This is a genomic window from Halomonas campaniensis (assembly GCF_002211105.1).
In the GTDB taxonomy this organism is placed as follows: Bacteria; Pseudomonadota; Gammaproteobacteria; order Pseudomonadales; family Halomonadaceae; genus Vreelandella; species Vreelandella campaniensis_A.
Genome location: NZ_JPUA01000033.1, coordinates 1 through 24,312 on the forward strand (window position 1 = coordinate 1; position 24,312 = coordinate 24,312).

Consider the following 24,312-nt stretch of genomic DNA (forward strand, 5'->3'; position numbering starts at 1 on the left):
GTGTCCCCCGCCCGAGTCGATGAGATTATCGGCTACCGCTGGGAAAACCTGGATGAAATCATCACGCCGCTGGCAGATCTGCTCACCCACTGCCAGCAAATCGGCATAGATGGCTGGAGCAGCGGGCTACGCTTTGGCGTCATTGATGCGCTGATGCAGACGATTGGCCGTGAACGTTTTAGCGAGGCAGGCGCGTTAGTCGATGCCATCAGAATTATTAAAAGCCCTGCTGAACTGGAGATGTTACAAGAGAGCGCGCGCATAACCGCCCTAGGTTTAGAGATCGCCATACAGAGCATTCGCCCAGGTATGACGGATAACGACATTGCCGCCGCGGGTGCCAAAGCGTTGCTCGAAAATGGCAGCGAGTTTATGAGTCTGCAGCCCATTGTAACCAGCGGCCACCGCATTGGCGTGATTCACGTCAACCATAAACGGCGTGTTATCCAGGCTAATGAGCCGGTCTTTTTAGAGTTTGGCGCTGCTTATCAACGCTATACAGCACCCATGATGCGCACCGCGGTGACAGGCATGCCAAGCCAAGCTCTCTCAGCCACCCGGGATCTATGCCGCTCAATTTTTGAAGCGCTCTGCGACGCCATGCGGCCTGGCAACACCTTTGATGCCGCTGCCCAGGCGGCTGATTCCCTACTCGCCCCCCAGCGTGACCAGTATTTCTTCTCCGGTGTCTTTGGCTATGCCGTGGGCGCCCAGTTTCCGCCCAGCTGGGTGGAGGGAACCGGCTTTATCGCCAAAGGCCAGACACGTACTTTTGAAACCAATATGGTTTTTCACCTACCTCTCTGCCTCCGGGTGCCCGGCCAGTGGGGCGTTGGCATAAGCGACACCGTGGTGGTTACTGAAAACGGAGCCAAACCGCTGACCAATAACGACTGGCAGTTGTTTGAGGCGCGCTCATAAGCTATTGCGACTTATAGTCGCAGCATTGACAGGTCAATGGAGTAGCGCTATCGTCAACTGAGATGCAAATGAGAAACACTCTCTTTATTTCAGAAAGTAGATGGTCGGGCCTATGGCCCCCCAGGAAGCAACCAGCGTGAGGGATTATTGGGATGACTAGCGAGCAGCGGCAACTTCGCCAAACGGTCATATTTTTGCGCACCTCGTTTGAAGCGGTTCAGCACTCTATTGCCGGCCGCCTGGAAGACCCGCTGCCCTGCTGGATGGATACCAGCATGCTTTCCATGCTGTCGCGGGAGCTCACTCGCTGCTGCCAACAGTCTAAGCCACTGTTTGCCCCAGCCGTCACCGAACAGCTCTATATCGCCTCGCAACAGTGCGAGCTGCTACTCAAACAGTGCCCAGGGGTGCTCAACAGCGCGGTCTGCTATCGCCAGTTAGGTGCCATTATGTTGCCGCTTTCAAGCGCACTGCAGCAGATCGACACTACCGCCAAGCGGCGTTGGCCTTGGCAACGACGTTAATTCCCTTTTCCACAAACAAGCGTGCGATTAAGGCCTCCAAATCGGTCTAATCGGCGCGTTCCTGCCGTTTGAAAATTCAGCCTTGCTTGACCCTGCTATTTATCATGATAAATTCAAGGTAAGGCGCCAACGAGCGTCAACGCTGAGACACATCACAAGAAAGGGTATCCTCATGGCTGAACAACAAACCGCGGCAGCCTCTGGCTCGCGTAAAAAGTGGTATCAGGCGGTTCCCGACCCCATGGTACTAATCTTTATTATTCTGGTTGCTACCTATTTTCTGACCTTCATTATCCCCGCCGGTGAATTTGAACGAGTTACCCAAGATGGCCGAACGGTGGTGGTGCCGGGCTCTTTTGCCTATTTAGAAGACGTTGCCAACATCCCACTCTTCAATATTTTTGTGGCGATTCCTGAAGGGCTTATCTCCGCCTCGCAGTATCTATTTATTGTCTTTATCGCCGGTGGTCTGTTTCATATTCTGCAAAAGACCGGCGCGTTAGAGAACGCGATCGGCGTAGCGGTTAATCGTGTTGGCGTTGAGCGGCGTAACGTGATTATTGTCGTCGGTACCTTTATCTACGGCTTTTTTGGTGTCGCCGTCGGGTTTGAAAACAACATTGCATTAGTCCCCATTGCGGTTCTCATCGCCAGCGCCATTGGCTGCTCCAGTTTGGTGGGTACCGCTATGGCCGTTGGTGGTATTGGGATCGGTTTTGCACTCTCGCCCATTAATCCCTATACCGTTGGGGTTGCTCAAGGTATCGCGGAACTGCCGACCTTCTCTGGCGCTTGGCTGCGTACGTTGCTGGTGCTTTCGTCACTGGCACTGCTCTCGCTGTATATCTGCAAACGCGTCGTCAAAATGGAGTTTGAAGAGCCGGATAACGCGGAAGCACTGAGCAAACCGCTTAGCGAATACTCTCTCACCAAGCGCAACATTCTTACGATGGTCGTGTTCGTGGGTGGACTGGTCGCTATGCTCATTGGCGTGTTCACTCGCGGTTGGTATATCAATGAAATTGCAGGCACTTTCCTACTCCTGGCAATCATCATTGGCGCCTTAAACGGCCTATCGGCGAACGGTATTGTTAAACAGATGATGGAGGGTGCTGCCAGCGTAACCGCAGGCGCGCTGGTGATCGGGGTGGCGGCCTCAATTCAGGTCATCCTTGAGCAAGCAGTGATTATCGACACCATCGTTAACTCGCTGAGCGCAATGATCGACGGCATTCCGTCAATATTTTCCGCGATTATGGCCAGTGTGGTGCAGGGTATTATCAACCTCTTTATCCCTTCCGGTTCTGGTCAGGCACTGGTGACAATGCCCATTCTGATTCCAGTGGCGGACCTTGTGGGTATGAGCCGTCAGTTGATGATCACTGCATTCCAAGTCGGCGACGGCTTAACGAACCTGATTGTTCCCACGTCTGGCGGCACACTCGCCATGCTGGCACTGGGTCGCGTCTCATACGCCCAGTGGTTGAAGGCGATTATGCCCTTTATGGCGTTGGTGTATGTATTAGCCTGGGTAGGGTTGGTGATTGGCCGCCTGGTGGGTTACTGAACAATAGAGGCAACCGCGATGACGCTTTCTCTCGTTCATTGCAATCCTGCCACGGGCACCGTCGCGGCCATCACCGCTACAGGCGGAGTGGCGGTGGGAGGCTATGTGCATCACTGTTGGCGAGGCACTGGGGCATGCGTCACCCAAGGGCTGTTTACCAACCCGTGGTACCCAGCTCGGATATATGAAGCACTTGCCGCAGGCGCCAGCGCCCGGCAGGCGCTTCGCGCCGCCGTTAGCGAGGACAGCGACTCAGGGTTCCGCCAATGCTTGGTGATGGACTCTCAGGGCCGCACATCAGTACATTCAGGTGCAGAGAATGTGCCTGAAGTGGCTGAAACCTGCTTTCCCAGCGTTGCTGCCGTTGGCAACATGCTGCAGAGCGCCGAAGTCGTGCGGATTTTTGCAGAGCGATTTTTACGCCTTAGCGCCACTAATAGCAGCGCCGCCATTCAACGCAACGAGTCGCCCCGCTTCCCTGTTCATCACGACCAACATCTGCTTACGCATCTGATTGATGCTCTTGATGCTGCTCTATCAGCGGGCGGCGATAAACGCGGTGCACGCTCGGCCGCGCTGCGTATCGAATCTTTTCATCAAGCGCCTATCGATTTGCGCATCGACTGGTCGGAGGACGTCGTCGGCGCATTGCGGGCGTTAGTCGATGAGTTTATGGCCGAGAACTTTCAAGCCTTTTGGCGTCAACTGCCGCTGCGCTAAAAGCATTTCTACTCTTTTGCTGGCCCCTCTGCCAGCGCCTATTGGAGAGTTTATGACCAACACGGTTGCTCACACTGCTTTTAATCAAGGCGAGCTGGGAAAGGCATTAATTGATCGCCTGGACGAAGCTGCCCAATACTCTGAGCTAGGCCCCGGCGTCACGCGACTGTTCTGCTCTCAGGAGCATCGTCAGGTACTGCCGTTAATCAGTCGCTGGATGGAACACGCGGGGCTAACTCCCCGACTGGATGCCGCTGGCAATCTTGTGGGTCGCTGCCCCAAAGCTCAAGCAGGTGAGAAAACCTTCATTATGGGCTCCCATCAAGATTCAGTCATAGAAGGGGGCAAATACGACGGCATGCTAGGCGTGGCCCTACCGCTATTGGCCTTGGAGGCGCTTAAACGCGAAGGCGTGACGCTGCCATTCGGGGTAGAAGTGGTCGCATTTGGCGACGAAGAAGGGGTGCGTTTTCCTACTACGCTGGTCGGCAGTAAAGCGCTGGCGGGGAGCGTGACACCCGACCAACTGGAAGCCCAGGATTCCGAAGGAATCTCACTGCAAGACGCATTGATAGCTTTCGGCTGCTCGCCTGATGATATTCCCGCTATCGCCCGCGACCCTGCCAACACTCTAGGTTTTTTAGAAGTACATATTGAACAAGGGCCAATCCTGGAACAGCGTGATCATGCTGTGGGCATTGTCACGGCGCTAACGGGTATTGAACGCCACAAGGTCACGCTAAGCGGCAAGGCCGGTCATGCCGGTACTACGCCGATGGACGTGCGTCATGACGCGCTAGTCGGCGCGGCGGAAATGGTGCTTGCCATCGATAGCGTACTGCAGAATACCGATGAGTTGGTCGGCGTGGTGGGCAGACTCGATGTCCATCCCAACGCGGTCAATGTGATTCCCGCCCAGGTAACGTTCACGGTAGAGCTACGCTCTCCAGAGTCGGCGACTCGCCAATATGGAAGGGAAGCCGTAACAGCAGCATTGGAGGCAGTGGCGAAACGCCGTGGATTAACCATTAATATTGAAAACACCTACAGCGCCGATGCGGTGGCCTGTGCCGACTGGATGATGACCGCCCTCGAACAGGCGTGTACCCAGGTTAACCAACCGGCAGAGCGAATGTTTAGCGGCGCTGGGCATGATGGCTTAGCGATGCAGGCTTTAACCGATATCGGCATGCTGTTTGTACGCTGTAAAGAGGGGCTTAGCCACCACCCAGACGAAGCTATTACAGCCGAAGACGGGGAAGCCGCGACGCGAGTGGTCATGGCATTTTTACAGCAGTTGCCACGTCCATAGCGTTTTCCGCCCTCTGCCCGTTACGCTAGTGGCTCAGGTAAAAAGCCTCGGCGTACCTGAGCCTCCTGCTGATTCATCACTTGTTGGGCATCAAGCATATGCTCGCGCATGATGTTATAGGCGCTTTCGGCATCGCCAAGCTCAATGGCATCCAAAATTTCTGCATGATAACGACAGCCAGCCTGTCCTAAATCGTGGGTAACGGGCTCATAGAGACGGTGATAAATCGTCAGATCTGAGAGTACCTGTATGGTGAAGCGGATAATAAATGTCAGCAGCTGATTGCCACCGGCTAGCTCAGCGAGCATTAGGTGGAAATGCAGCGAATCAAGATGTTGCTGACGCTCAGTCTCACTATCGTCCGCCGGGTCTGCGTAACTATGCAGGCTTTCACGTAAACGCACCATATCACTGGCAGCCACTTTACCGGCTAACGAAGCGGCCAATTCAGGCTCTAACGCCAAGCGTATCTGGTAGATATCTTTAATTGAGATCTCTTTGAAAAACAGGTAGTTGCTTAATAGCGATACCGCTTTGGCCTCACTCATCTCACGCACAAAAGCGCCACCTCCGGGCCCTGTGCGAGTTTCAACCAACCCCTGAGCTTCCAGCACTCGCGTGCTCTCACGTACCGTCCCTTTCGACACCTGCAGGGTCTCCATCAGCTCCGACTCGCTAGGTAGCCGGTCACCCGGCTTTAGGTGCCTGTCCACGATCCAGCATTTAATGGTTTCCGCCACCTGATAAGGGCGGCGCTGAGGGGCGTTTTTTAACATGCTATCAACAACATCCTGGGTAATAAGCAGCAAGAGTACCAGAGAGATCGCGAGTTTGGATGCCACATAAAAGGTTATCTAGCGCATAAATGCGTTTAAAAATATCTGGCTGGCACTAACTAGTAAACTGGTCTATTCTGGTGCGTACTATTTCATCGAAGCATTCAAAAGGAGCTTAATTGATGGCTTTCGAAACACTGTTTACTCCCCTCCAACTGGGCAGCCTATCGATTCCTAACCGGGTTGTTATGGCGCCGCTGACACGGGCGCGTACACCCGATAGCGTACCAGGTGAAATTCAGGAAGCTTACTACGGCCAGCGCGCAGGAGCGGGGCTAATCATCAGCGAAGCCACCAATATCTCTCCCACTGCCCGTGGCTATGTGTATACACCCGGCATTTGGACGGATGAGCAGGAAGCCGGCTGGAAAGGTGTTGTTGAAGCAGTGCATGCCAAAGGTGGCCGTATGGCGCTGCAGCTGTGGCACGTTGGGCGCGTTTCCCATGAAATGGTTCAACCTGACGGCCAACAGCCGGTAGCACCGAGTGCCTTGAAAGGCGAAGGCGCCCAGTGTTTCGTAGAGTTTGAAGATGGCACCGCGGGCCAGCACCCCACCAGCACGCCCCGCGCGCTGGAAACCGACGAGATCCCCAGCATTGTTGAGGACTATCGCCAAGCGGCCGAACGCGCCAAGCGTGCTGGTTTCGATATGGTCGAAGTCCACGCGGCAAATGCCTACTTGCTTAACCAGTTCCTGGCGACCGGCACCAATCAGCGTACCGACCAGTACGGCGGTTCGCTAGAAAACCGTGCCCGCTTCCCGCTGGAAGTGGTCGACGCCGTGATTGACGTCTATGGCGCTGATCGAGTGGGCATCCGTATGACGCCGTTTATCGAACTGTTTGGCTTGACCGATGATGAGCCTGAAGCGATGGCGTTCTACATGGCTGAGCAGCTTTCCAAGCGCGGCCTTGCCTACCTGCACCTGAACGAACCCAACTGGGCCGGTGGCGATATCACCTTCCCTGACGGTTTCCGCGAGCAGATGCGTGAGCGCTTTAGTGGCAGCCTGATCTACTGTGGCAACTACGATGCAGAGCGCGCAGAAGCGCGTATCGGCGACAACACTGCCGATGCTGTGGCTTTTGGCCGTCCTTACATTGCTAATCCGGATCTGCCCGAGCGCTTCCGTGTGAACGCCCCGCTCACCGAGCCCAACCACGAAACCTTCTACGGTGGCGACGAGAAAGGCTACACCGATTATCCGTTTATGGATAATGGCTATGACCGTATCCAGTAACAGCCAAAGGTAGCTTTCCCCCACGCCCTGTTCAGCCTGTGACTGAACAGGGCGTTTTTCCTGCGAAACGCTACACGCGTGGTTGCTGCTGTGTGATGCAGTGAATGTTCCCGCCGCCAAGCAGTATTTCCCTTGCCGTAACGCCGATCACCCTCTTTGTGGGAAATAACCGGGATAGAATGCCTTTAGCCTGTTCATCGTAATGAGGATCCAGCAAAGGCATTACAATGACCGAGTTACCAATATAAAAGTTGACGTAAGAACCTGCCATGCGATCCCCAGGTAAGCGGGGATGCGAGCTATTCAGGCGATCAATCCCACTGGCTTCATCGTCGGCAATATGGAGCGGGCCTGGCTGGGGCAGTTTATGAATAGTGAGCCGCCTGCCTTGAGCATCCGTAGCGGTTTCCAGCACACGCAATGCTTCACGACAAATAGCGCCCTGAGGATCTTGCTCATCCTCACACCACGTTAGCGCCACATGGCCTGGCGCAATAAAGCAGCACAGGTTATCCACGTGACCATCGGTCTCGTCTAGATAACAGCCACGCGGTAACCATATGATATGACTGACGCCTAAATACTCCTGCAACCAGTGTTCGATCGTGGCGCGGCTCATCTCCGGATTACGGTTAGGATTCAGCAAGCACTCTTCCGTGGTGATCAGCGTACCTTCACCATCCACGTGAATGGCTCCTCCCTCTAGTACGAGCGGGGCCTCGAAGCGTTGGATACCCAGCATTTCACTGATTTTACAACGAATCCGTTTGTCTTTGTCCCATGGGAAGTAGAGCCCCTCCTTCAACCCGCCCCAGGCATTGAACTCCCAGTCCACCATGGCGAGTCGCCCGTCGGGGTGAGTAATAAAGGTGGGCCCGACATCGCGCATCCAGGCATCATTGCTGGACAGCTCAACCACTCGAATATGCGCAGGCAACTGATTACGGGCATTTTCATACTGTTCATCATTAACGCCCACGAAGACCGTTTCACTCTCGGCAATCGCTAGCGCTACCTCGACAAAGGCTTGCTGGGCAGGTTTTGCACCATAGCGCCATGTATCGGGGCGCTGGGGCCACAGCATCCAGCAGGCAGTGTGAGGGGCAAACTCCGCCGGCATCGAAAAGCCTAGTGCACTGGGTGTTGACTCACCCGTCAGAGGTTCGGTGGCCGTTGTAGGTATGGTAGTGGCATGTTTCATATATTCCCCACTACTATAAAGAAGCCAGTTGCCACGGCAGCGGCTATTAAGATATAGGGAAGTTGCGTTAACGCATGAGCCATTGGCGTACACCCCGCCCCTTGGGCAGAAAGGACGGTAGAATCGCCGTAAAAGCAGGCATGGCTACCAAAGGCACTGGCGGAGATTAAAGCCCCCACAACGAGTGGCATATGCGCATCCATACTGCTGGCAAGCGGTAATACGATAGGCATCGCCACGGCAAACAGTCCCCAGAAGGAGGCGGTCGCAAAAGCGAGAAAGGCCATGGTGACGAAGACAACCGCCGGTAGCATACCCGCGGTCATTAAAGGCTGAACGCTCTCGATCACATAGTTGGTTAAGCCAAGCAGGTCATTCACCTCCTTAAGCACAAACCCAGCCACCAACGTGCCAAGTGGCATAATCATGGCTTTGAAGCCATCCAGCGCGGTGTCAAACGTATCGTTGAAGCTTAACAGCCGCTGCACAGCGATAAGCACTAGCGTCACTGCAAGCGCTACCATCACCCCGCGCAGCACATCAATCTCAAAATACCAAGTAAAGAAAATCAGCGTCACAATGGGAAGCAGAAAATTGAGCAGATGAGGGCGTTTTTTGCCTGTATCTTCTATTTCCAGCGCGCTGTCATCAGCGCCATCGGGCTGCGGCTGGCCAGCTTCAGCACGCGCCTCCGCTGCTCGCATCGGGCCAAGATTGGGGATAATGCCCAGTGCCACCAGGGGCACCAGCGCCGCCGCTATCCAGGCGTAAAACATAAACGGTATGGCTTGGATGTACAGCGCCATGCCGTTACCAGCGACATTGTTCTCTTCCAGCAAACCTGCAAAGAACACAGCCCAGGTGGAAAACGGTACGAGAATACAGATCGGCGCTGCAGTGGAGTCAACGATATAGGCCAACTTCTCACGGGATATGTTAAAGCGATCAGTGATTTTCTTCATGGAAGCGCTAATGGTCAGCGCATTAAGATAGTCATCGACAAAGATTATTAGCCCCAGCCCCCAGGTAGCTAACAAGCTTTGTCGACGGGTATGGATGCGTCGGGTAACGGCATCACCAAAACTTAACACCCCGCCCGTTTTTACCAGCAAGGCAATCAAACTACCAAATAGCCCACACACCAGAATAATCCACGTCACCGTGTCATTACCCAATACCGATAGCAGTATATCCGACCCTTGGGTAATGACATTGAGAGGTTGAAACATTAATAAGCCTACCAGCGCGCCTGCCAGAAGAGACTCAATCGTGCGTTTGGTAATAATCGCCATGACTAACACCACTAACGTGGGTATAAGGCTTAAAATCCCATACTCTTCCATTGGTTATTCCCCTTTTTCGTTGTCGTAGGTCACTACTCAAGACGGGCGCTAACGCCCGCCTCTCATAGCCGTGTTTATAGGTAACCATCCGTTTTAAGTGAGCGCGTGGTGGCGGCAAAAGCGTCATTAAGAATCGCTACGACTTCATCCACGACTTGGCGCGTCCAGATCAGGGGCGGCGAGATGATATTGAGATGACCAACCGGCCGAATAATCAAACCACGTTTCTGTGCTTCAGCAGCCACGCGGTCACCTACGCGCGCGTCAACGGGGAGTAACTCTTTGGTCGTTTTATTGGCCACATTTTCAATCGCCATCATGAAATGACTGCCACGTACATCGCCTACCGTTTCATGAGAGGCGAGGGTTTTGAGCTGTGATTCAAGATAGGGGCCAACCTCTAGAACATTTTCACAAATGCCCTCACGCTCAATGATTTCGATATTTTTTAACGCTGCCGCACAGCTAACGGGATGCCCGGAGTAGGTGAAGCCGGTGCTCAATACCCCACCGGGGCCTTGAGGGGTACTTAATACCTCGTAAAGAGCGTCAGATATCAGCGTTGCACCTAATGGGGCATACCCAGATGAAAGCCCTTTTGCCACGTTGATAATGTCGGGCTGGGTTTCAAACACGGCTTCTGAGGCAAAGAAGTGCCCTAAACGACCAAAGCCTGTCACCACTTCATCGGCAATGAACAGAATATCGTTGGCACGGCATATGGCCTGTACTCGGGAGTGATAGCCCTGCGGTGCCACCAATACGCCGCCTGCGCCCATGATGGGCTCGGCTATGAAAGCGGCTATGTTATCTGCCCCTAGCCGTTCAATAGTCTGCTCAAGTTCATCGACCAGATGATCACAGTACTCGGCCTTACTCATCCCCTCTGGACGGCGATAGCAGTTGGCTTCGCTCAAATGTGTCACCAGATCAAGCGTATCGAACTGCCAGTTATTGCTGGCGATACCGGTCAGGCTCGCCGCCATGTAGGTGGTGCCGTGGTAGGCATTGGTACGCGATAAGATCCGCTTTTTCGAAGGCTTGCCCAAGCGATTGAAGTAGTAATGCACAAGCCGGATGGTGGCATCGTTTGCCGTTGACCCGCCGCAGCTATAAAACACATGGTTCAAGTGGGCAGGCGCAAGCTCGGCGAGCTTAGCCGCCAGCTCGGTAGCCGGGGCGTTGGAGAGATTGTTGAACGTGGAGAAGTAAGCCATGCGGGTGGCTTGCTCGGCCATCGCCTGGCCAATTTCGGCACGGCCGTGGCCCACATTGACACACCACAGGCCTGCAATCCCATCGATAAAGCGGTTGCCGTGTACATCCTCGACATAGATACCATCACTGTTGGTAATCAAGTCACAGCCTTTTTCGTGGAACAAGCTGAAGTCGGTGAAGGGGTGAATAAAGTGATTTTTATCTTTTTGCCAAAGGTCTTGCGCGTCGTAAGAGGCTTGCGCCTGCTGCTGAGTCATCACTATGCCCTCGCTTATTAGGAAGCCGTTGTAGAGGTGGCTTCACAGGCTAGCGGGGAAAACAGTGTCGGGAATATATCCCCATTGGGGTATATCGGCTGCGCGGAAGGCCTCCTATGGTGGATCTCCTTAACCCAATAAACACAACAGGAGACACGCCATGCAAGTGTCCATTGATGGCCAGCGATTGTGGTCAAGTTTAATGGCCATGGCAGAGATCGGCGCTACCCCCAATGGCGGCAGCAACCGCTTGGCACTGACACCCGAAGATACTGCCGGACGGCAGCAGTTGATCGAATGGTGCGCTGATATTGGCTGCCACGTTCGCAGTGATGCAGTGGGTAATCTTTTTTTCCGGCGGCCCGGCGCACGTGAGGATCTGGCGCCCGCCGCTGTCGGCAGCCACCTGGATACCCAGCCGAAAGGAGGTCGTTTCGACGGTGTACTGGGGGTTCTCGCGGGACTGGAAGTGTTTCGCACCCTACACGATCGCCAAATCGTGACCGAACGACCTCTGGAACTGATCGTTTGGACGAACGAGGAAGGCAGTCGTTTTGCCCCTGCAATGATGGCTTCCGGCACCTATGCGGGGGTGTTTACTGTGGAGGAGACACTCGCTCGCCAGGACGAACAGGGGATCAGTTTTGGACAGGCTCTTGAGGAGACAGGCATGAAGGGAAGCCTGCCTATTGGCGAGCCTCGGTTAGCCAGTTTTCTGGAACTGCATATCGAACAGGGGCCGGTGCTTGAAGAGGAGGGCTTAGATATCGGTGTGGTCACCGGGGTGCAAGGGATGCGCTGGTTTGACCTGATGATCGAAGGCAACGCTGCCCATGCGGGCACCACCCCCATGGCATATCGTCACGACGCCCTGGCCGCTGCCGCCCGGCTCATTGACCGGCTATACGCTATCGCCGCCAGCGACACCAGTGGCGACAGCAAGGTCACCTTTGGCTGTCTGGAGATCGATACGCCTTCTCGCAACGTGATTCCCGCCCAGGTCACCATGACGGTCGACCTACGTCATGTGCACGATGATCAGCTAGACACGCTGGAGGCTCGCTTCTATAGCGAGCTAGAGGCCTTGGTAGAAGCCTTTGGTGTCAAAGTAACGCCGCAACGCCTCTGGAACTCCCCAGTAGTGGCCTTCAACGAGCAGTGCATTGCGTCCATCGAGCAGGCCACAAAGGCACGCGGCATTGCTTACCGCCGTATGCTCAGTGGGGCGGGCCATGATGCGGTGTATGTATCACGGATGGCGCCCACCGCGATGATCTTCATTCCCTGCCGCGATGGCATTAGCCATAACGAAGCCGAGTATTCAACGCCAGAGCAGTGTGCACTTGGCACCCAGGTGCTGTGCGACGCGCTACTGCATAACGCTAACGACCTTGAGGTTACCCAATGAGCACAACTGTCCCAACGAACCTGGCCGAGTGGCAAGCACTGGCAGACACACTCTCCTTTGAAACCCGCGCCTATATCAACGACACCTTTGTCGATGCACAGCGCGGCGCCACCCTATCCACGGTGAACCCAGCCACCGGCGAAGTGTTGGCTGAGGTCGCCAGCTGTGATGACGCTGATGCCGAGCTCGCTACCCATGCTGCTCGGCAGGCCTTTGACCAGGGAGAGTGGTCGCGACTCGCCCCAGGTCAGCGCAAAGCCACGCTGCTTGATCTGGCGGCGTTAATGCAGACCCATAGACACGAGCTTGCCCTGCTAGACACTCTGGATATGGGGAAACCGATTACCAGTGCACTGGGGGATATTGACGGTGCCATCGGCTGCCTGCGCTATACCGCCGAAAGTATCGATAAGCTTTATGGTGAGGTGGCCCCGACGGGAGACCATCATCTCGGTTTGATTGTGCGCGAGCCACTCGGGGTAGTGGTATCCATCGTCCCCTGGAACTTCCCGCTCATGATGACCGCCTGGAAGATTGCACCGGCATTGGCGGCCGGTAACAGCGTTATCCTCAAACCGTCAGAAAAGTCGCCGTTATCGGCGCTACGCCTTGCTCAACTAAGCCAACAAGCGGGCCTACCCGCCGGGGTGTTTCAAGTACTCCCCGGCTATGGCCACACCGTGGGTAAAGCGCTGGCCCTGTCGATGGAGGTCGACTGCCTCGCCTTTACCGGCTCCACTCAAGTGGGCAAACAGCTCATGCAGTACGCAGGCCAATCCAATTTGAAACGCGTTTATCTGGAGTGCGGCGGCAAAAGTCCCAACATCATCTTTGCCGACTGCAAAAATCTAGACGTTGCCGCTCAAAACGCAGCCGCTGCGATTTTTCATAACCAAGGTGAAGTCTGTATCGCTGGCTCGCGGCTGTTGGTGGAAAATAGCATTCGCCACGCTTTCGTCGAGAAAGTGGTGGACGCTGCGGCGGCCATGCAACCAGGCGACCCACTCGACCCGCACAGCTTTATGGGAGCGATGGTCGATAACACTCAATACCAGCGGGTGCTGGATTATATCCGCCAGGGGCAGGAAGAGGGTGCCACGCTTCGTACCGGGGGACAGCCATTAGATAGCTCCGGGCTGTTTATTCCTCCCACCGTGTTTGACGATGTCACCCCGGCCATGACCATAGGTCGCGAGGAGATCTTCGGGCCGGTGCTGTCGGTGTTTGGCTTCGATACCGAAGAGGAGGCATTGACACTTGCCAACGACAGCGAATACGGCTTGGCGGCCGCCGTCTGGAGCCAGGACATTGATCGTATTATGCGCGTCTCACACAAGCTGCACTCCGGGCAGGTCTACGTTAACAACTGGGCAGGCCCGGACATGACAGTACCTTTCGGTGGGGTGAAACAGTCTGGAAATGGGCGGGATAAATCGCTGCACTCCATTGACGAATATACAGAGATCAAGACCATCTGGATGTCAATCAACGCTTAATATAGTGCAACATTGACCCAATAAAAACGCCCTGTATGCTGATTTAAAAAAGCCATACAGGGCGATATAGATACTCAGCCGTTAGTTTTAGAAATCGATATTTTCTGCGGCCCGCGTTAACGCAGCTTCATTTTCTTCTAAGAAAAGCTGATATTCATCGGTGGGTAGGAAATGAACGACAGAGCCAAACTCATTCTCTATACGGCTTCTAATACTCTCATCTTCAAGGGCTTTAGAATAAGCATCCGCCAAGACCTCTATAATATGTGAGGGGGTGCCTTTGGGAGCGAAAATGCCTCGGTTGGTAGCACTGACCAAGTCCACCTGCTGTTCTCTTAAGGTAGGCACCTCCTCTAACCCTTTAAGGCGTTCATCATGAGACACGCCTAAAGGCCGGAAATCACCACTCTCGAAAAAAGCACGGCTTGAAGGCATATCAGCGTTAACGAAATCTATCTCTTGCGCCATCAGTGCCGCAATCTGCTCGTTGGTGTCCTGATACCCGACAAATCGTACATCTTCTGTGTTAACACCAAGCGCATCAAACAGCCGCACCCAGTAGAAGTGATCCACCGAAGAGGGCGTCATTCCAAAAGTTACCTCACCCGGATGTTCAGAGATATAGCTGGCCATTTCAGACATATCTTCGACAGGATGGTCGGCGTAGGTCATCGGGATCACGATGGTTTGCGTCAACAGTGCCACCGGCTCGAAGGCGTCGTAAGAGTAATCGACCGTGCCCGCGAGGCGTGAAAGCGCGATCGTATCGTGACTCCCTAGCAGCGTATAGCCATCCGGCTGCGCTTCTTTGACATGACGTGAACCGGTCGTTGCCCCTGCGCCTACCATATTGACAGGTATCACCGACACGCCTAAATGCTTTTCTGCTTCTTTCGAGACTAAACGAAATATAGCGTCGGTTGCCCCTCCAGGGCCATAGGGGATAACCATACGGATATCTTGTTGAGGATAGTCTGACGCTGAAGCATTTAGTGCCACTGTGCTTGAAGCGATTACGATAGCAGAGATAAAGCGCGTTACTTTTTTATCCAACATGGTCATCACCTTATTCATTAGTTAGTTATTGTGTGCTGACGCCGTTACTCTTTAGAAAATCTTTATCATTATTTAATAAGAAAACTAGCAACATAAGAAATTAAAAAAAATACCCTCATTGGGGTATACGTAAACTGAACACTCAGCCGTCCCATCAAACAATTGCAGCGATCAGGACACGCAGAAAACGTTTCTTCAGTTGCAGGGTAGATGGAGGCAGCCATTAATCGGTTTTGGCCACACACAGGCTCCTCATATGTCGTTTGACACACTCAGTTCCTGTCGCTTCTCGCATTAATTTGCAGCGAGACGAGGGAAATATGATCAAGAAAGAGCTGAAACAACTGAGATTGACTGGAGACATCCAGGCGCTGGTAAATATGTTTGCGGTGTACCTTCACAGTACCATCGCTGATATCGAGCTCTCGGGCCGCCGACTTGGTAGAGTGACCTGCGAGTAACAGACGAACGATCTCTTGTTCACGTGCCGTTAAAACCTCTCGACCAAAGCTTGCGAAGGCTGCTTCCACCGGAGCATACTTTTCCAATGTCGACTGGAAATGGACGCCCTGCCACTTCCAATACTCCATTAACAAAGTTTCGATCATGGGCTCCACATTCTTCAGTACCTGCAACGCACGTCTCTTCAAGGGCGCTCCTGTCTGAAAGCCCAGCGACACCACCATCAAGACATCATCCCCCACACGTGCGAAGAGGCCTACCTCATCCGCCAACCCCAACCCGCGATAATAGTGGGCATAGTAGTCACTGGATTCAAAACGATCAGGGGCTAGCTCCCGTAAACGGTGCACACCGCTATCCAGGCCACCACTCATAGCGGCAAAAAAAGGATCCAATAAATACGCCCCGCTGAGGTAGCGATCTATTGCTTGAGGGCGATTTTCAGGCGGGTAATCGTCGTGAATCAGCAGAGGTCTGTGACGCCCTTTGTAAGTACTGATCAGAATCGTACTGAAACCCGTTATCGCACGCAGCACATGCTCCAGGCGTACGGGGAAATCGCGCTGCCCCGATGAGCGTACCAAGCTCGCCATATGCCGATGCCAAGCAGCACTTCCTGCACTCGCCAGAAAAGCGCCATCGATATCATCGGTTGTTGGGCAGTATTTCATAAAAAGCGCTTCATCAGATTGTTAGTTATGACAATACTGCTTTGCACGAGCACGGTAAACTCGGTCAATACCATTGACTGATTGCTTCCAGTCATGGCTTTGTGTTGAGCGCACTAGATAAACACTGCTAAGCTTTTGATTCTTTCGTTTGAACACACAGGTGATGAATGCTTGGTTCGCTGTTAGCGCTGCTGGTGTCTCTACTGCTCGTCGGCGCTGCCGCCATGACCGGTGCGCGCTTTCGACCTGATGGTTGGTACCGGGAGCTCAGTAAGCCAAGTTGGACTCCTCCGAATATCGCTTTTCCTATCGCTTGGGGCATACTGTATCTATTGATGGCTATCGCCGCATGGCGTATCTATATGGCGGATGACTCAGCATGGCGCTCGGCAAGCTTAGTGGCTTACGCACTGCAACTTACAGTTAATGCCATGTGGTCATGGCTATTCTTTGGGCGCAAGCAAATTGTCGCAGCGCTGGTAGATATCATGGCATTACTGGTATTAATTACGATTGCCATCGCACTGTTTTTCCAGGTAAACACCCTAGCCGCGTGGCTTATGGTGCCCTACTGGCTCTGGGTAGCACTTGCGCTAGCCCTCAATGCCACTATTTTTCGGCTAAATAAAGCCTGAGCGCTGATTAAAAACAAAGGGTTCTGAGAGTATGGATCGCACCACCACTATAATAGTACTCGCCTTCATATCGCTGGTATTGGGCGCAATGGCAACGGCCATATTTATTTATGTCATTGTGCCCTGGCGGCGCCGACGGCGCGCAGCGAAAGAGAGAGCCGCTAACCCAGCACCGACTCAAGCGAATAGCCCTCCAGAACAGCCCGAGCCATACACCTCGGCCAAGCGCACGAGCAGTGTGAAACAGCACTCACTCTTTATTATTTTTGATCAGCCCAGTGAGCGTTCTGATAAGCAACTCAGCGAGTGGTTACGTGAGAAAGACGCTCATTATGAACCGCTCAAAAAAGTCTTCTTAATCAACGGGCAGCAGCCCGCTAACCCCATTACTATTGCCAATGCCTTTTTACCGGGCGAGCTGCCGGATCTCTTCAGAGATGAGCGCGGCAGCGAAATAATCAAAGGGATCAGCCTTATCGTCAAACCCCCTTTACGCAAACGCCGAAACCAGCAAATGGTTGTTTTTGTTGAACTTGCCAAGGAAGCGGCGACGCTATTCAATGCCAATGTACTGGATACCGAGCATAAAGCGGCAACCGAAGAAACCTACGCCCAGATCATTGGTGAGTAGCCTTAGCGGTACTTCTTGTACCTATAGACTTACACCACCCCCTGGCTACGCAGGTAGTCATCGTAGCTGCCGCTAAAATCGACAATGCCATCGGGCTGCATATCAATAATACGCGTGGCTAGCGATGACACAAACTCGCGGTCGTGGCTTACAAACAGCAGCGTGCCAGGGTAGTTCTCCAGGGCCAGGTTCAGCGCCTCGATAGACTCCATATCCAGGTGGTTGGTTGGCTCGTCCATCAGCATTACGTTGGGCTGAGTGAGGATTAACTTACCGAACAACATGCGCCCCTGCTCGCCACCGGAAATCACCTTCACCGATTTGCCAATATCTTCGCTAGAGAACAGCATCCGCCCCAGGGCACCGCGAACTACTTGCTCGCCACCTTGAGTCCATGCCGACATCCACTCAAACAATGTGGCATCGACGGCAAAATCATCGCTGTGATCCTGAGCAAAAACACCCACCTCGGCGGCTTCGGTCCACTTCACTTCGCCAGCATCTGGGTGCAGCTCGCCCGCCAGGGTTTTCAGCAGCGTGGTTTTACCAATGCCGTTGGGGCCGATAATGGCAATCCGCTCACCGGCTTCCACTGTCATGGAGAGGCGCTCGAACAGCGGCTTGTCGCCCTCATAGCTCTTGGTAATGCCATCCACGTTAACGGCGTTGCGGTGGATTTTCTTGGCTTGATCAAAACGGATAAAGGGGCTTACCCGACTTGATGGCTTGATGTCTTCCAGTTTGATTTTATCGATTTGGCGCGCCCGAGACGTGGCCTGCTTGGCCTTTGAGGCGTTGGCAGAGAAGCGGCTTACGAACTGCTGCAGCTCAGCAATCTGGGCTTTTTTCTTGGCGTTATCCGAATGCTGGCGCTCACGAACCGCCGTTGCAGCGGTCATGTAATCATCGTAGTTACCCGGGAACAGGGTAATTTCGCCGTAATCCAGATCCGCCATATGGGTGCAGACGCTATTCAGGAAGTGGCGGTCGTGGGAGATGATGATCATGGTGCTGCTGCGCGCTTTAAGAATATCTTCCAGCCAGCGGATAGTGTTGATATCCAGGTGGTTGGTCGGCTCATCCAGCAGCAGTACATCCGGGTCGGAGAACAGCGCCTGGGCCAGCAGCACGCGCAGCTTCCAGCCCGGTGAGACTTCGCTCATCGGGCCGGTGTGTTGCTCAATGGGAATACCCAAGCCCAGCAATAATTCACCCGCGCGGGACTCCGCGGTGTAGCCATCCAGCTCAGCAAAGCGGACTTCCAGATCAGCGACGGCCATGCCGTCTTCTTCACTCATCTCGGCCAGGGAGTAAATGCGTTCGCGCTCGGCAGCCACCGACCAGAGCTCTACGTTACCCATGATGACGGTATCGATAACGCGCTCGTTTTCAAACGCAAACTGATCCTGACGCAGCTTACCCAACCGAGTACTGCTATCCAGCATCACCTGGCCGGAAGAGGGCTCCAAATCGCCACCGAGAATTTTCATAAAGGTGGATTTGCCACAGCCGTTCGCGCCGATCAGGCCATAACGGTTGCCGTTATTGAATTTAACGGAGACATTTTCAAACAGGGGCTTGGCCCCAAACTGCATGGTGATATTGGCGGTAGCGATCACAAAAGGAGCCCTGGTTAGCGCATTGTCGGTAACGACAGCTTACAACGAATAGAAAGGCTCGCGATTCTACGCGCTATTTGGCCTGTATACACCCATCAGACTTTAGTCACATCAGACGATTGCCGGGATATCGAGTAGAAAGCGTTGACCATCAAGCGCTTGGCGTAGTCGAGTGGCAAGAATATCGACAATGCCCGGATGTTCGCCCACCAGTTTGGTCGTGGTAACGGAAAGCCCTGGATGCTGCTTTTCAGCAGCGGCGCATATTTCCGCAATATCGCCGCCCTCCCCGGCGTGGCGCCCCGGCGAAAGAAACAGCATCGCCAAGATAACCGGGCCTGACTTGAACTCCGGCCGCGCCAGCAAGTTTTCCAGCAGCGGCTCGTTAAAGCGGTACTCATCGCCCTCGCGGCGCTCCATGGAGGCAGCGGCAACACAGGCAACGTCATCGCCAAGCAGCACGCTAAGTTGCCCCGCCAGGCGGTTACGTACGGCGGTGACTTCAGGGATGGGGCTGCCGTGATCTACCAACGCTACGTGGGGTTTAGCACCTGGTCGAAGCTTGTCGCGCACGTTGTCGGCCAGCAGATGGGCTAAACGCAGGTCATTACTCCCGAATTCATCCACCAAGGGCTGGGCGACACGCACCTTAACGTGGGGAAAACGCTCCTGCATGGTCGCCATGCGTTCAGGCAAGTAACCCGTGAGTGCTTTGCTTGGCCCGAAAAAGAACGGCAGAATAATGATCTCCGTTGCCCCCTGCTCGGCGCTGCGTTCAGCGGCGGGGCCAAGAGTAGTGGCAGGGATACCATCGATCTCGTCGGCCGGAATCTTATTGGAGTGCAGCAGCGAAGCCGCCTGCACGGTTTCACCGATAAGCTCGCTAAGCGCAGCCGCCACGCGACGTAAGTTCAGCGTCGCCTGCGCTCGTAGCGAGCCGTTATCCACCAGAAATATCGCGCGCATGCTTGCCTCCACTCGTTGGGATTGAATGAGCCGTGTGAGCTGTCAGGTAAGTGACCACCAGTGACATGGTAAGATGGCTGTTTTACAAAGGGTGTAGCCCACAATGCTATTTGATGACGATATGTTGCTTGATAACCATGCTTGATACCACTGCTCTTAACCAGCAGAGAAACTTCTTTGAGGGCCATGCCGCGATATGGCTATTTGGCTACGGCTCGCTGATTTGGAAGGCGGATTTTGCCTACTTAGAGCGTCGCCCGGCGTATATACACGGCTGGGAGCGGCGGTTTTGGCAGGGCTCCCACGACCACCGTGGCACCCCTGAAGCACCTGGGCGGGTGGCGACGCTGGTTCGCTCCGAGGGTTCGATTTGCCACGGTATGGCCTACCGCATCACTCCGGAAGTGCTCGCCCCGCTGGATGTACGTGAGAAAAACGGCTATTTGCGGGAAAAAGTAGCGCTGACGTTCGTTGATGAAAAGACGTCTGTTGCTGAGAAGAGCAGCCGAACCGAACAGAGTGAAGGGCTTATTTATCTGGCCAGTGAAGACAATCCGGCCTTTTTGGGCGACGCACCGCTTGATGAAATCGCCCAGCAAATTGCCAACGCCCATGGCCCCAGCGGCCCCAACCGCGACTACCTGGTCAATCTGGCCGTGGCGCTGCGGGAGCTAGGCGCCAAAGATGCCCATATCTTTGCCCTGGAACAGCAGTTGAGCCGCTTTTAACACTACCAGTAGCGTGGATAGCGGCGGTGACGGGCAAGGTTATTGACCAATATGGCGATGACCAGCATCACTACACTACCCGCGCCGATTGGCAAAAGAGGATACCACCACCCCAGTTGATGAACGCTGGCACCCCCGCCTACCGCAATCAGCGCCGCTGCGGCGCCCGGTGGGTGAACCGTGTGGGTTAGCTGCATACCCAGTACCGACAGCGAGACGGCCAGGGCCATTGAGAGCGGTGTCGCCCCCAGTAGTTGGTAGCAAGCAACGCCAATACCCGCGGAGAGCACGCTGCCAAAAAGTACATGGCTGGGCTGAGCAAAAGGACTTTCAGGTGCCGCATAGATGAGCACTGAGGTTGCGCCGAAGGAGCCTACAATGAGCAGTTGTTGTGACAGCCAGGCCGCGCTTAACCAGCAAATGACCGCCATACCGGTAAAGGCCCCGACCCATGACCAAAAAGCATCCTGCCAGCCTACCCGGGCACGCTTGACTGGCTGCCCCCGCATCTTGCCAAGATAAGTTTTCATTGCACTCGCTTTGCACAAAATGAGTGCAAATGATGCCAAAATGCACCAAATAAGCAAATGACAATCTATCATGCCCCTGATGAAACTGACTCAAGGGCAACGCGATTGCTCATCATCAGTGTATGGGGTGTTAACCAAGGAGAGAAACGGGGGCATTATTTTATGACATTTTTTATAAACAATACCCGAGCTCGTTCGTCATACTATATAGAGGGATCAAACAGCTTAACTTCGCATATATCGACCCGCTCCCAGACACGCTCAGTCATATAAGGCTCTTGCGCCAGCCAAGCCTCTAAATCTTCTCGAGTAGCAAATCTGAAATGTGCATTTGAACCGATCATTTTACCTTCATCGTTCAGCACCACCCCACCACTAACGAAATTACCCGACCGATAGAGAGTACGGAGCCCCTCCAGGTGCGGCTCGCGACAAGCCAAGCGGCGGTTTAGGGCACCTTCATCAGTGTAATCGTAGGCGACCAACGCAAACTGCTTCATCTACTACCCCTCTTAGTGTGTCTACATCATCAACCAGGAAAGAATAAACAGCCCCAACACGGTACGCACAATACCGCCTAGCAGCGAGCCGCGCAGAAACGCGCGCAAACCGCCCCACAGGATCAGCAGCCCGATTACTAAGACAGCAATGCTGAAAAAGGAATCGTTGATCCCCAGCGAGCGCGTCAGGCCATCGATGAAATCGCCGAACGCACCGAAGAAATTGGTGAAAATGCCTAACAGAAACTCCACCACCACACGGATGGCTTCACCGATCGTTTCGCCAATTTCGTCAAAAAAGCCGTTTGTCTGCATCGCGTTTGCTTGCATCGATAGTACCCGTGACTGAGAAGGATAAGCGGCATTGTCGGTTAAATACGCTGCCTGAGCAAAGCAGGATCCATCCCTCCCCCTTTTCGCCCTCCTTTTTTAGCGACTTTTCCGTCAAACAACTACGCTCACTTAAACACTCCGAAATATAAGAGCCCTTAAATAATCACCATTACCGTCGTTACGCGCCAGGTGCTGATCATGACCCACTACTACCCATTGGCAGATCAACTTCAAGCTAGCACCCACCAAGTGGAAAACCAGCCGCCATCACTGGAGAACTACAACAGCTACACCACTGATCGTGCGCTTCAGGAGGGCGTTAGACGGGAAAGCGGCTCTGACGACGACGCTCCACTCAAAACATTTGGCCAGTGGGCGGGCTCCGCCGAGGCGATTGCCTTGGGATTTGACGCCAACCGCTACTCCCCCCATCTGGTGACCCACGACCGGCAAGGCCATCGGGTCGATTTGATCGAGTTTCATCCCGCCTATCATCAGCTTATGCAAACGGCGATAGAGCATGGCCTGCACGCCAGCCCCTGGCGAACCCCTCAACCCGGTGCGCACGTTAATCGTGCCGCCAACTACTTTTTACAGACTCAGGTAGAAGCCGGTCACGGCTGCCCGATTACCATGACCTTTGCGGCCCTGCCCGCTCTTCGCCATCAGCCCAGCCTGCTTGAACAATGGGGCGATAAAATCACCGCGCCCCATTATGACCCACGCAACGTGCCCTATTTCGAGAAACAGGGTCTCACTCTCGGCATGGCAATGACCGAAAAACAGGGCGGCTCCGATGTACGTTTGAACACCACCCGCGCCTATCCGATTGATCAAAGCGGGCCGGGTGAAGCTTTTGAGCTGGTGGGGCATAAATGGTTTGTCTCCGCGCCAATGTGCGATGCCTTTCTGGTACTCGCCCAGGCGCCCGGCGGCTTGAGCTGTTTCTTGCTGCCGCGCTGGCGGCCCGACGGCAGTAAGAACCCGCTTCATATACAGCAGCTAAAACGTAAAATGGGCAACGTATCGAATGCTTCCAGCGAGACCGAGCTGCGGGGCGCCTTTGCCTGGATGGTGGGCGATGAAGGACGCGGCGTGCGCACCATCATCGAGATGGTCGCCATGACCCGCTACGACTGCATGATTGGCTCCGCCGCCGGTCTGCGCCAGGCCACCGTCCAGGCGATCCACCACGCCTCTCATCGTCATGCCTTTGGGGCGCGCCTAAGCGACCAGCCGCTGATGCAAAATGTGCTTGCTGACTTGGCCATTGAGAGCGAAGCCGCCACTACCTTAATGCTGCGCATGGCCCGAGCCATGGATCAGCAAGACAACGAGCACGAGCGTCTACTTGCACGCATTGCCACGCCGGTCGGCAAGTACTGGATCTGTAAGCGCACGCCCCACCACGCCTACGAGGCAATGGAGGTGATTGGCGGGAGCGGCGTCATGGAAACCCACATGATGCCGCGCCTGTTCCGCGAATCGCCCATCAACGCCATTTGGGAAGGCAGTGGCAACGTTCAATGCCTGGATATCCTTCGCGCGATTGAAAAGCAGCCTGAAGTGCTCGACGCCTACTTCGCCGAACTTGCCAAAGCGCAAGGCGCTGATGCGCATCTTGACCGCTTTATTCACCAATTACAGCGCTCAATGCAGGATACCCAAGCGCTCCAGTACCGCGCCCGCCAGTTGGCGGACGGCATGGCCCTAGCGTTACAAGGCGCCCTGCTGGTGCAGCACGCCCCCGCTTATGTGGCCGATGCATTCTGCGCCGGTCGTCTTACCGACCGCAGTGGCCTCAATACAGGCACGCTACCCACCGGGCTGGATTGCGCGTCAATCATCGAGCGTGCCCAACCGGTGGAATAAGCGTTCACGACGATGGAGGTCTTCCATGCTAAAACTGATCGCGTAAAACTACTCACATTAAAAAACTTTTTACATCCTGAATTAAAAACCAGCAACAACGTGATAGCGGGAGAGCTTGGTGTATTGCTAGTCCCAACCATGACAAGTTCGGGCAGGCTTCCGGTAAGATATAAAACACCCCAACATAGGCGTGTTTTATGCTTAATCAGCGTGCATTAACCTACCTCAATGAAGTGATTCGCCGCGGCTCGCTCCGGCGCGCCGC

The 24,312-nt window shown here is 54.4% G+C and carries 23 protein-coding genes; 12 read left to right on the forward strand and 11 right to left on the reverse strand.

Features of this window, described 5'->3' with window-relative positions:
- From JI62_RS12210 to JI62_RS12230, 5 genes are all read left to right on the forward strand, one after another.
- On the forward strand, positions 1–921 hold a 921-nt coding region (locus JI62_RS12210; RefSeq protein ID WP_141101326.1), incomplete at its 5' end, for a M24 family metallopeptidase.
- Positions 922–1,073: 152 nt separating this feature from the next.
- Positions 1,074–1,445 (forward strand): hypothetical protein, encoded by a 372-nt coding sequence (locus tag JI62_RS12215; RefSeq protein WP_088700431.1) that lies wholly within the window; start codon positions 1,074–1,076, stop codon positions 1,443–1,445.
- Positions 1,446–1,617: 172 nt separating this feature from the next.
- The gene (locus tag JI62_RS12220; RefSeq protein ID WP_088700432.1) at positions 1,618–3,012 is read left to right on the forward strand and encodes a YfcC family protein; all 1,395 of its coding nucleotides are present in this window, start codon (positions 1,618–1,620) and stop codon (positions 3,010–3,012) included.
- 18 nt (positions 3,013–3,030) lie between these two features.
- On the forward strand, positions 3,031–3,732 hold the full coding sequence (locus JI62_RS12225; RefSeq protein WP_088700433.1) for a DUF1028 domain-containing protein: 702 nt from the start codon (positions 3,031–3,033) through the stop codon (positions 3,730–3,732).
- Positions 3,733–3,784: 52 nt separating this feature from the next.
- Positions 3,785–5,044 carry an allantoate amidohydrolase gene (locus tag JI62_RS12230; RefSeq protein ID WP_088700434.1) on the forward strand — a complete coding sequence of 420 codons (1,260 nt, stop codon included), beginning with the start codon at positions 3,785–3,787 and terminating at the stop codon, positions 5,042–5,044.
- Positions 5,045–5,064: 20 nt separating this feature from the next.
- Here the strand turns inward: JI62_RS12230 and JI62_RS12235 are convergent, their stop codons facing one another.
- The gene (locus JI62_RS12235; RefSeq protein ID WP_170938550.1) at positions 5,065–5,820 is read right to left on the reverse strand and encodes a FadR/GntR family transcriptional regulator; all 756 of its coding nucleotides are present in this window, start codon (positions 5,818–5,820) and stop codon (positions 5,065–5,067) included.
- Positions 5,821–6,002: 182 nt separating this feature from the next.
- On the opposite strand from JI62_RS12235, the gene JI62_RS12240 reads away from it, so the two are divergent.
- A complete protein-coding gene (locus tag JI62_RS12240) occupies positions 6,003–7,121 on the forward strand; it encodes an alkene reductase (RefSeq protein WP_088700436.1) in 1,119 nt (372 codons plus the stop codon).
- A gap of 70 nt (positions 7,122–7,191) precedes the next feature.
- Here the strand turns inward: JI62_RS12240 and aguA are convergent, their stop codons facing one another.
- The 3 genes from aguA to JI62_RS12255 form a co-directional block, all read right to left on the reverse strand.
- The gene (aguA, locus tag JI62_RS12245; protein WP_088700437.1) at positions 7,192–8,322 is read right to left on the reverse strand and encodes an agmatine deiminase; all 1,131 of its coding nucleotides are present in this window, start codon (positions 8,320–8,322) and stop codon (positions 7,192–7,194) included.
- Positions 8,319–9,665 carry a Na+/H+ antiporter NhaC family protein gene (locus JI62_RS12250; protein ID WP_088700438.1) on the reverse strand — a complete coding sequence of 449 codons (1,347 nt, stop codon included), beginning with the start codon at positions 9,663–9,665 and terminating at the stop codon, positions 8,319–8,321. The genes aguA and JI62_RS12250 overlap by 4 nt, the downstream gene beginning before the upstream one ends.
- A gap of 74 nt (positions 9,666–9,739) precedes the next feature.
- A complete protein-coding gene (locus JI62_RS12255) occupies positions 9,740–11,140 on the reverse strand; it encodes an aminotransferase (RefSeq protein ID WP_088700439.1) in 1,401 nt (466 codons plus the stop codon).
- A 160-nt stretch (positions 11,141–11,300) separates the two neighbouring features.
- Here JI62_RS12255 and JI62_RS12260 point away from each other — a divergent pair, with 160 nt between their 5' ends.
- Together JI62_RS12260 and JI62_RS12265 are read left to right on the forward strand one after the other, a co-directional pair.
- Positions 11,301–12,548: a M20 family metallo-hydrolase gene (locus JI62_RS12260; protein ID WP_088700440.1), complete on the forward strand. Its 1,248-nt coding sequence runs from the start codon at positions 11,301–11,303 to the stop codon at positions 12,546–12,548.
- Positions 12,545–14,044: an aldehyde dehydrogenase gene (locus JI62_RS12265; protein ID WP_088700441.1), complete on the forward strand. Its 1,500-nt coding sequence runs from the start codon at positions 12,545–12,547 to the stop codon at positions 14,042–14,044. The genes JI62_RS12260 and JI62_RS12265 overlap by 4 nt, the downstream gene beginning before the upstream one ends.
- Positions 14,045–14,131: 87 nt before the next feature.
- On the opposite strand, the gene JI62_RS12270 is transcribed toward JI62_RS12265, so the two are convergent.
- Both JI62_RS12270 and JI62_RS12275 read right to left on the reverse strand, forming a co-directional pair.
- On the reverse strand, positions 14,132–15,100 hold the full coding sequence (locus tag JI62_RS12270) for a Bug family tripartite tricarboxylate transporter substrate binding protein (RefSeq protein WP_240513228.1): 969 nt from the start codon (positions 15,098–15,100) through the stop codon (positions 14,132–14,134).
- A 272-nt stretch (positions 15,101–15,372) separates the two neighbouring features.
- Complete coding sequence (locus JI62_RS12275) at positions 15,373–16,233, reverse strand: helix-turn-helix transcriptional regulator (RefSeq protein ID WP_088700442.1); 861 nt, start codon at positions 16,231–16,233, stop codon at positions 15,373–15,375.
- A 167-nt stretch (positions 16,234–16,400) separates the two neighbouring features.
- Here JI62_RS12275 and JI62_RS12280 point away from each other — a divergent pair, with 167 nt between their 5' ends.
- Complete coding sequence (locus tag JI62_RS12280) at positions 16,401–16,868, forward strand: TspO/MBR family protein (RefSeq protein ID WP_088700443.1); 468 nt, start codon at positions 16,401–16,403, stop codon at positions 16,866–16,868.
- A gap of 31 nt (positions 16,869–16,899) precedes the next feature.
- The gene (locus tag JI62_RS12285) at positions 16,900–17,499 is read left to right on the forward strand and encodes a cell division protein ZipA C-terminal FtsZ-binding domain-containing protein (protein ID WP_088700444.1); all 600 of its coding nucleotides are present in this window, start codon (positions 16,900–16,902) and stop codon (positions 17,497–17,499) included.
- A gap of 29 nt (positions 17,500–17,528) precedes the next feature.
- Here the strand turns inward: JI62_RS12285 and JI62_RS12290 are convergent, their stop codons facing one another.
- Together JI62_RS12290 and JI62_RS12295 are read right to left on the reverse strand one after the other, a co-directional pair.
- A complete protein-coding gene (locus tag JI62_RS12290; protein WP_088700445.1) occupies positions 17,529–19,118 on the reverse strand; it encodes an ABC-F family ATPase in 1,590 nt (529 codons plus the stop codon).
- Between the two features lie 111 nt (positions 19,119–19,229).
- On the reverse strand, positions 19,230–20,084 hold the full coding sequence (locus JI62_RS12295; protein WP_088700446.1) for a sirohydrochlorin chelatase: 855 nt from the start codon (positions 20,082–20,084) through the stop codon (positions 19,230–19,232).
- Between the two features lie 137 nt (positions 20,085–20,221).
- On the opposite strand from JI62_RS12295, the gene JI62_RS12300 reads away from it, so the two are divergent.
- Entirely contained in the window at positions 20,222–20,812 is a 591-nt protein-coding gene (locus JI62_RS12300) for a gamma-glutamylcyclotransferase (RefSeq protein ID WP_088700447.1), read from the forward strand.
- Positions 20,813–20,814: 2 nt separating this feature from the next.
- On the opposite strand, the gene JI62_RS12305 is transcribed toward JI62_RS12300, so the two are convergent.
- From JI62_RS12305 to JI62_RS12315, 3 genes are all read right to left on the reverse strand, one after another.
- Positions 20,815–21,342 (reverse strand): HPP family protein, encoded by a 528-nt coding sequence (locus JI62_RS12305; protein WP_088700448.1) that lies wholly within the window; start codon positions 21,340–21,342, stop codon positions 20,815–20,817.
- Between the two features lie 203 nt (positions 21,343–21,545).
- Entirely contained in the window at positions 21,546–21,842 is a 297-nt protein-coding gene (locus JI62_RS12310) for a YciI family protein (RefSeq protein ID WP_088700449.1), read from the reverse strand.
- Between the two features lie 21 nt (positions 21,843–21,863).
- Positions 21,864–22,157 carry a hypothetical protein gene (locus tag JI62_RS12315; RefSeq protein ID WP_088700478.1) on the reverse strand — a complete coding sequence of 98 codons (294 nt, stop codon included), beginning with the start codon at positions 22,155–22,157 and terminating at the stop codon, positions 21,864–21,866.
- Positions 22,158–22,373: 216 nt separating this feature from the next.
- On the opposite strand from JI62_RS12315, the gene JI62_RS12320 reads away from it, so the two are divergent.
- Entirely contained in the window at positions 22,374–24,047 is a 1,674-nt protein-coding gene (locus JI62_RS12320; RefSeq protein ID WP_088700450.1) for an isovaleryl-CoA dehydrogenase, read from the forward strand.
- The last annotated feature ends 265 nt before the right edge of the window (positions 24,048–24,312 follow it).

Excerpts from the sequence above, each read along its gene's own strand:
- JI62_RS12315 (WP_088700478.1), bottom strand. The coding sequence starts at position 22,157 with ATGCAGACAAACGGCTTTTTTGACGAAATTGGCGAAACGATCGGTGAA.
- JI62_RS12255 (WP_088700439.1), bottom strand. The coding sequence starts at position 11,140 with ATGACTCAGCAGCAGGCGCAAGCCTCTTACGACGCGCAAGACCTTTGG.
- JI62_RS12225 (WP_088700433.1), top strand. The coding sequence starts at position 3,031 with ATGACGCTTTCTCTCGTTCATTGCAATCCTGCCACGGGCACCGTCGCG.
- JI62_RS12215 (WP_088700431.1), top strand. The coding sequence starts at position 1,074 with ATGACTAGCGAGCAGCGGCAACTTCGCCAAACGGTCATATTTTTGCGC.
- JI62_RS12230 (WP_088700434.1), top strand. The coding sequence starts at position 3,785 with ATGACCAACACGGTTGCTCACACTGCTTTTAATCAAGGCGAGCTGGGA.
- aguA (WP_088700437.1), bottom strand. The coding sequence starts at position 8,322 with ATGAAACATGCCACTACCATACCTACAACGGCCACCGAACCTCTGACG.
- JI62_RS12270 (WP_240513228.1), bottom strand. The coding sequence starts at position 15,100 with ATGTTGGATAAAAAAGTAACGCGCTTTATCTCTGCTATCGTAATCGCT.
- JI62_RS12305 (WP_088700448.1), bottom strand. The coding sequence starts at position 21,342 with ATGAAAACTTATCTTGGCAAGATGCGGGGGCAGCCAGTCAAGCGTGCC.
- JI62_RS12235 (WP_170938550.1), bottom strand. The coding sequence starts at position 5,820 with ATGTTAAAAAACGCCCCTCAGCGCCGCCCTTATCAGGTGGCGGAAACC.
- JI62_RS12300 (WP_088700447.1), top strand. The coding sequence starts at position 20,222 with ATGCTTGATACCACTGCTCTTAACCAGCAGAGAAACTTCTTTGAGGGC.
- JI62_RS12220 (WP_088700432.1), top strand. The coding sequence starts at position 1,618 with ATGGCTGAACAACAAACCGCGGCAGCCTCTGGCTCGCGTAAAAAGTGG.
- JI62_RS12240 (WP_088700436.1), top strand. The coding sequence starts at position 6,003 with ATGGCTTTCGAAACACTGTTTACTCCCCTCCAACTGGGCAGCCTATCG.
- JI62_RS12280 (WP_088700443.1), top strand. The coding sequence starts at position 16,401 with ATGCTTGGTTCGCTGTTAGCGCTGCTGGTGTCTCTACTGCTCGTCGGC.
- JI62_RS12285 (WP_088700444.1), top strand. The coding sequence starts at position 16,900 with ATGGATCGCACCACCACTATAATAGTACTCGCCTTCATATCGCTGGTA.
- JI62_RS12260 (WP_088700440.1), top strand. The coding sequence starts at position 11,301 with ATGCAAGTGTCCATTGATGGCCAGCGATTGTGGTCAAGTTTAATGGCC.
- JI62_RS12250 (WP_088700438.1), bottom strand. The coding sequence starts at position 9,665 with ATGGAAGAGTATGGGATTTTAAGCCTTATACCCACGTTAGTGGTGTTA.
- JI62_RS12310 (WP_088700449.1), bottom strand. The coding sequence starts at position 21,842 with ATGAAGCAGTTTGCGTTGGTCGCCTACGATTACACTGATGAAGGTGCC.
- JI62_RS12265 (WP_088700441.1), top strand. The coding sequence starts at position 12,545 with ATGAGCACAACTGTCCCAACGAACCTGGCCGAGTGGCAAGCACTGGCA.
- JI62_RS12295 (WP_088700446.1), bottom strand. The coding sequence starts at position 20,084 with ATGCGCGCGATATTTCTGGTGGATAACGGCTCGCTACGAGCGCAGGCG.
- JI62_RS12275 (WP_088700442.1), bottom strand. The coding sequence starts at position 16,233 with ATGAAATACTGCCCAACAACCGATGATATCGATGGCGCTTTTCTGGCG.
- JI62_RS12320 (WP_088700450.1), top strand. The coding sequence starts at position 22,374 with ATGACCCACTACTACCCATTGGCAGATCAACTTCAAGCTAGCACCCAC.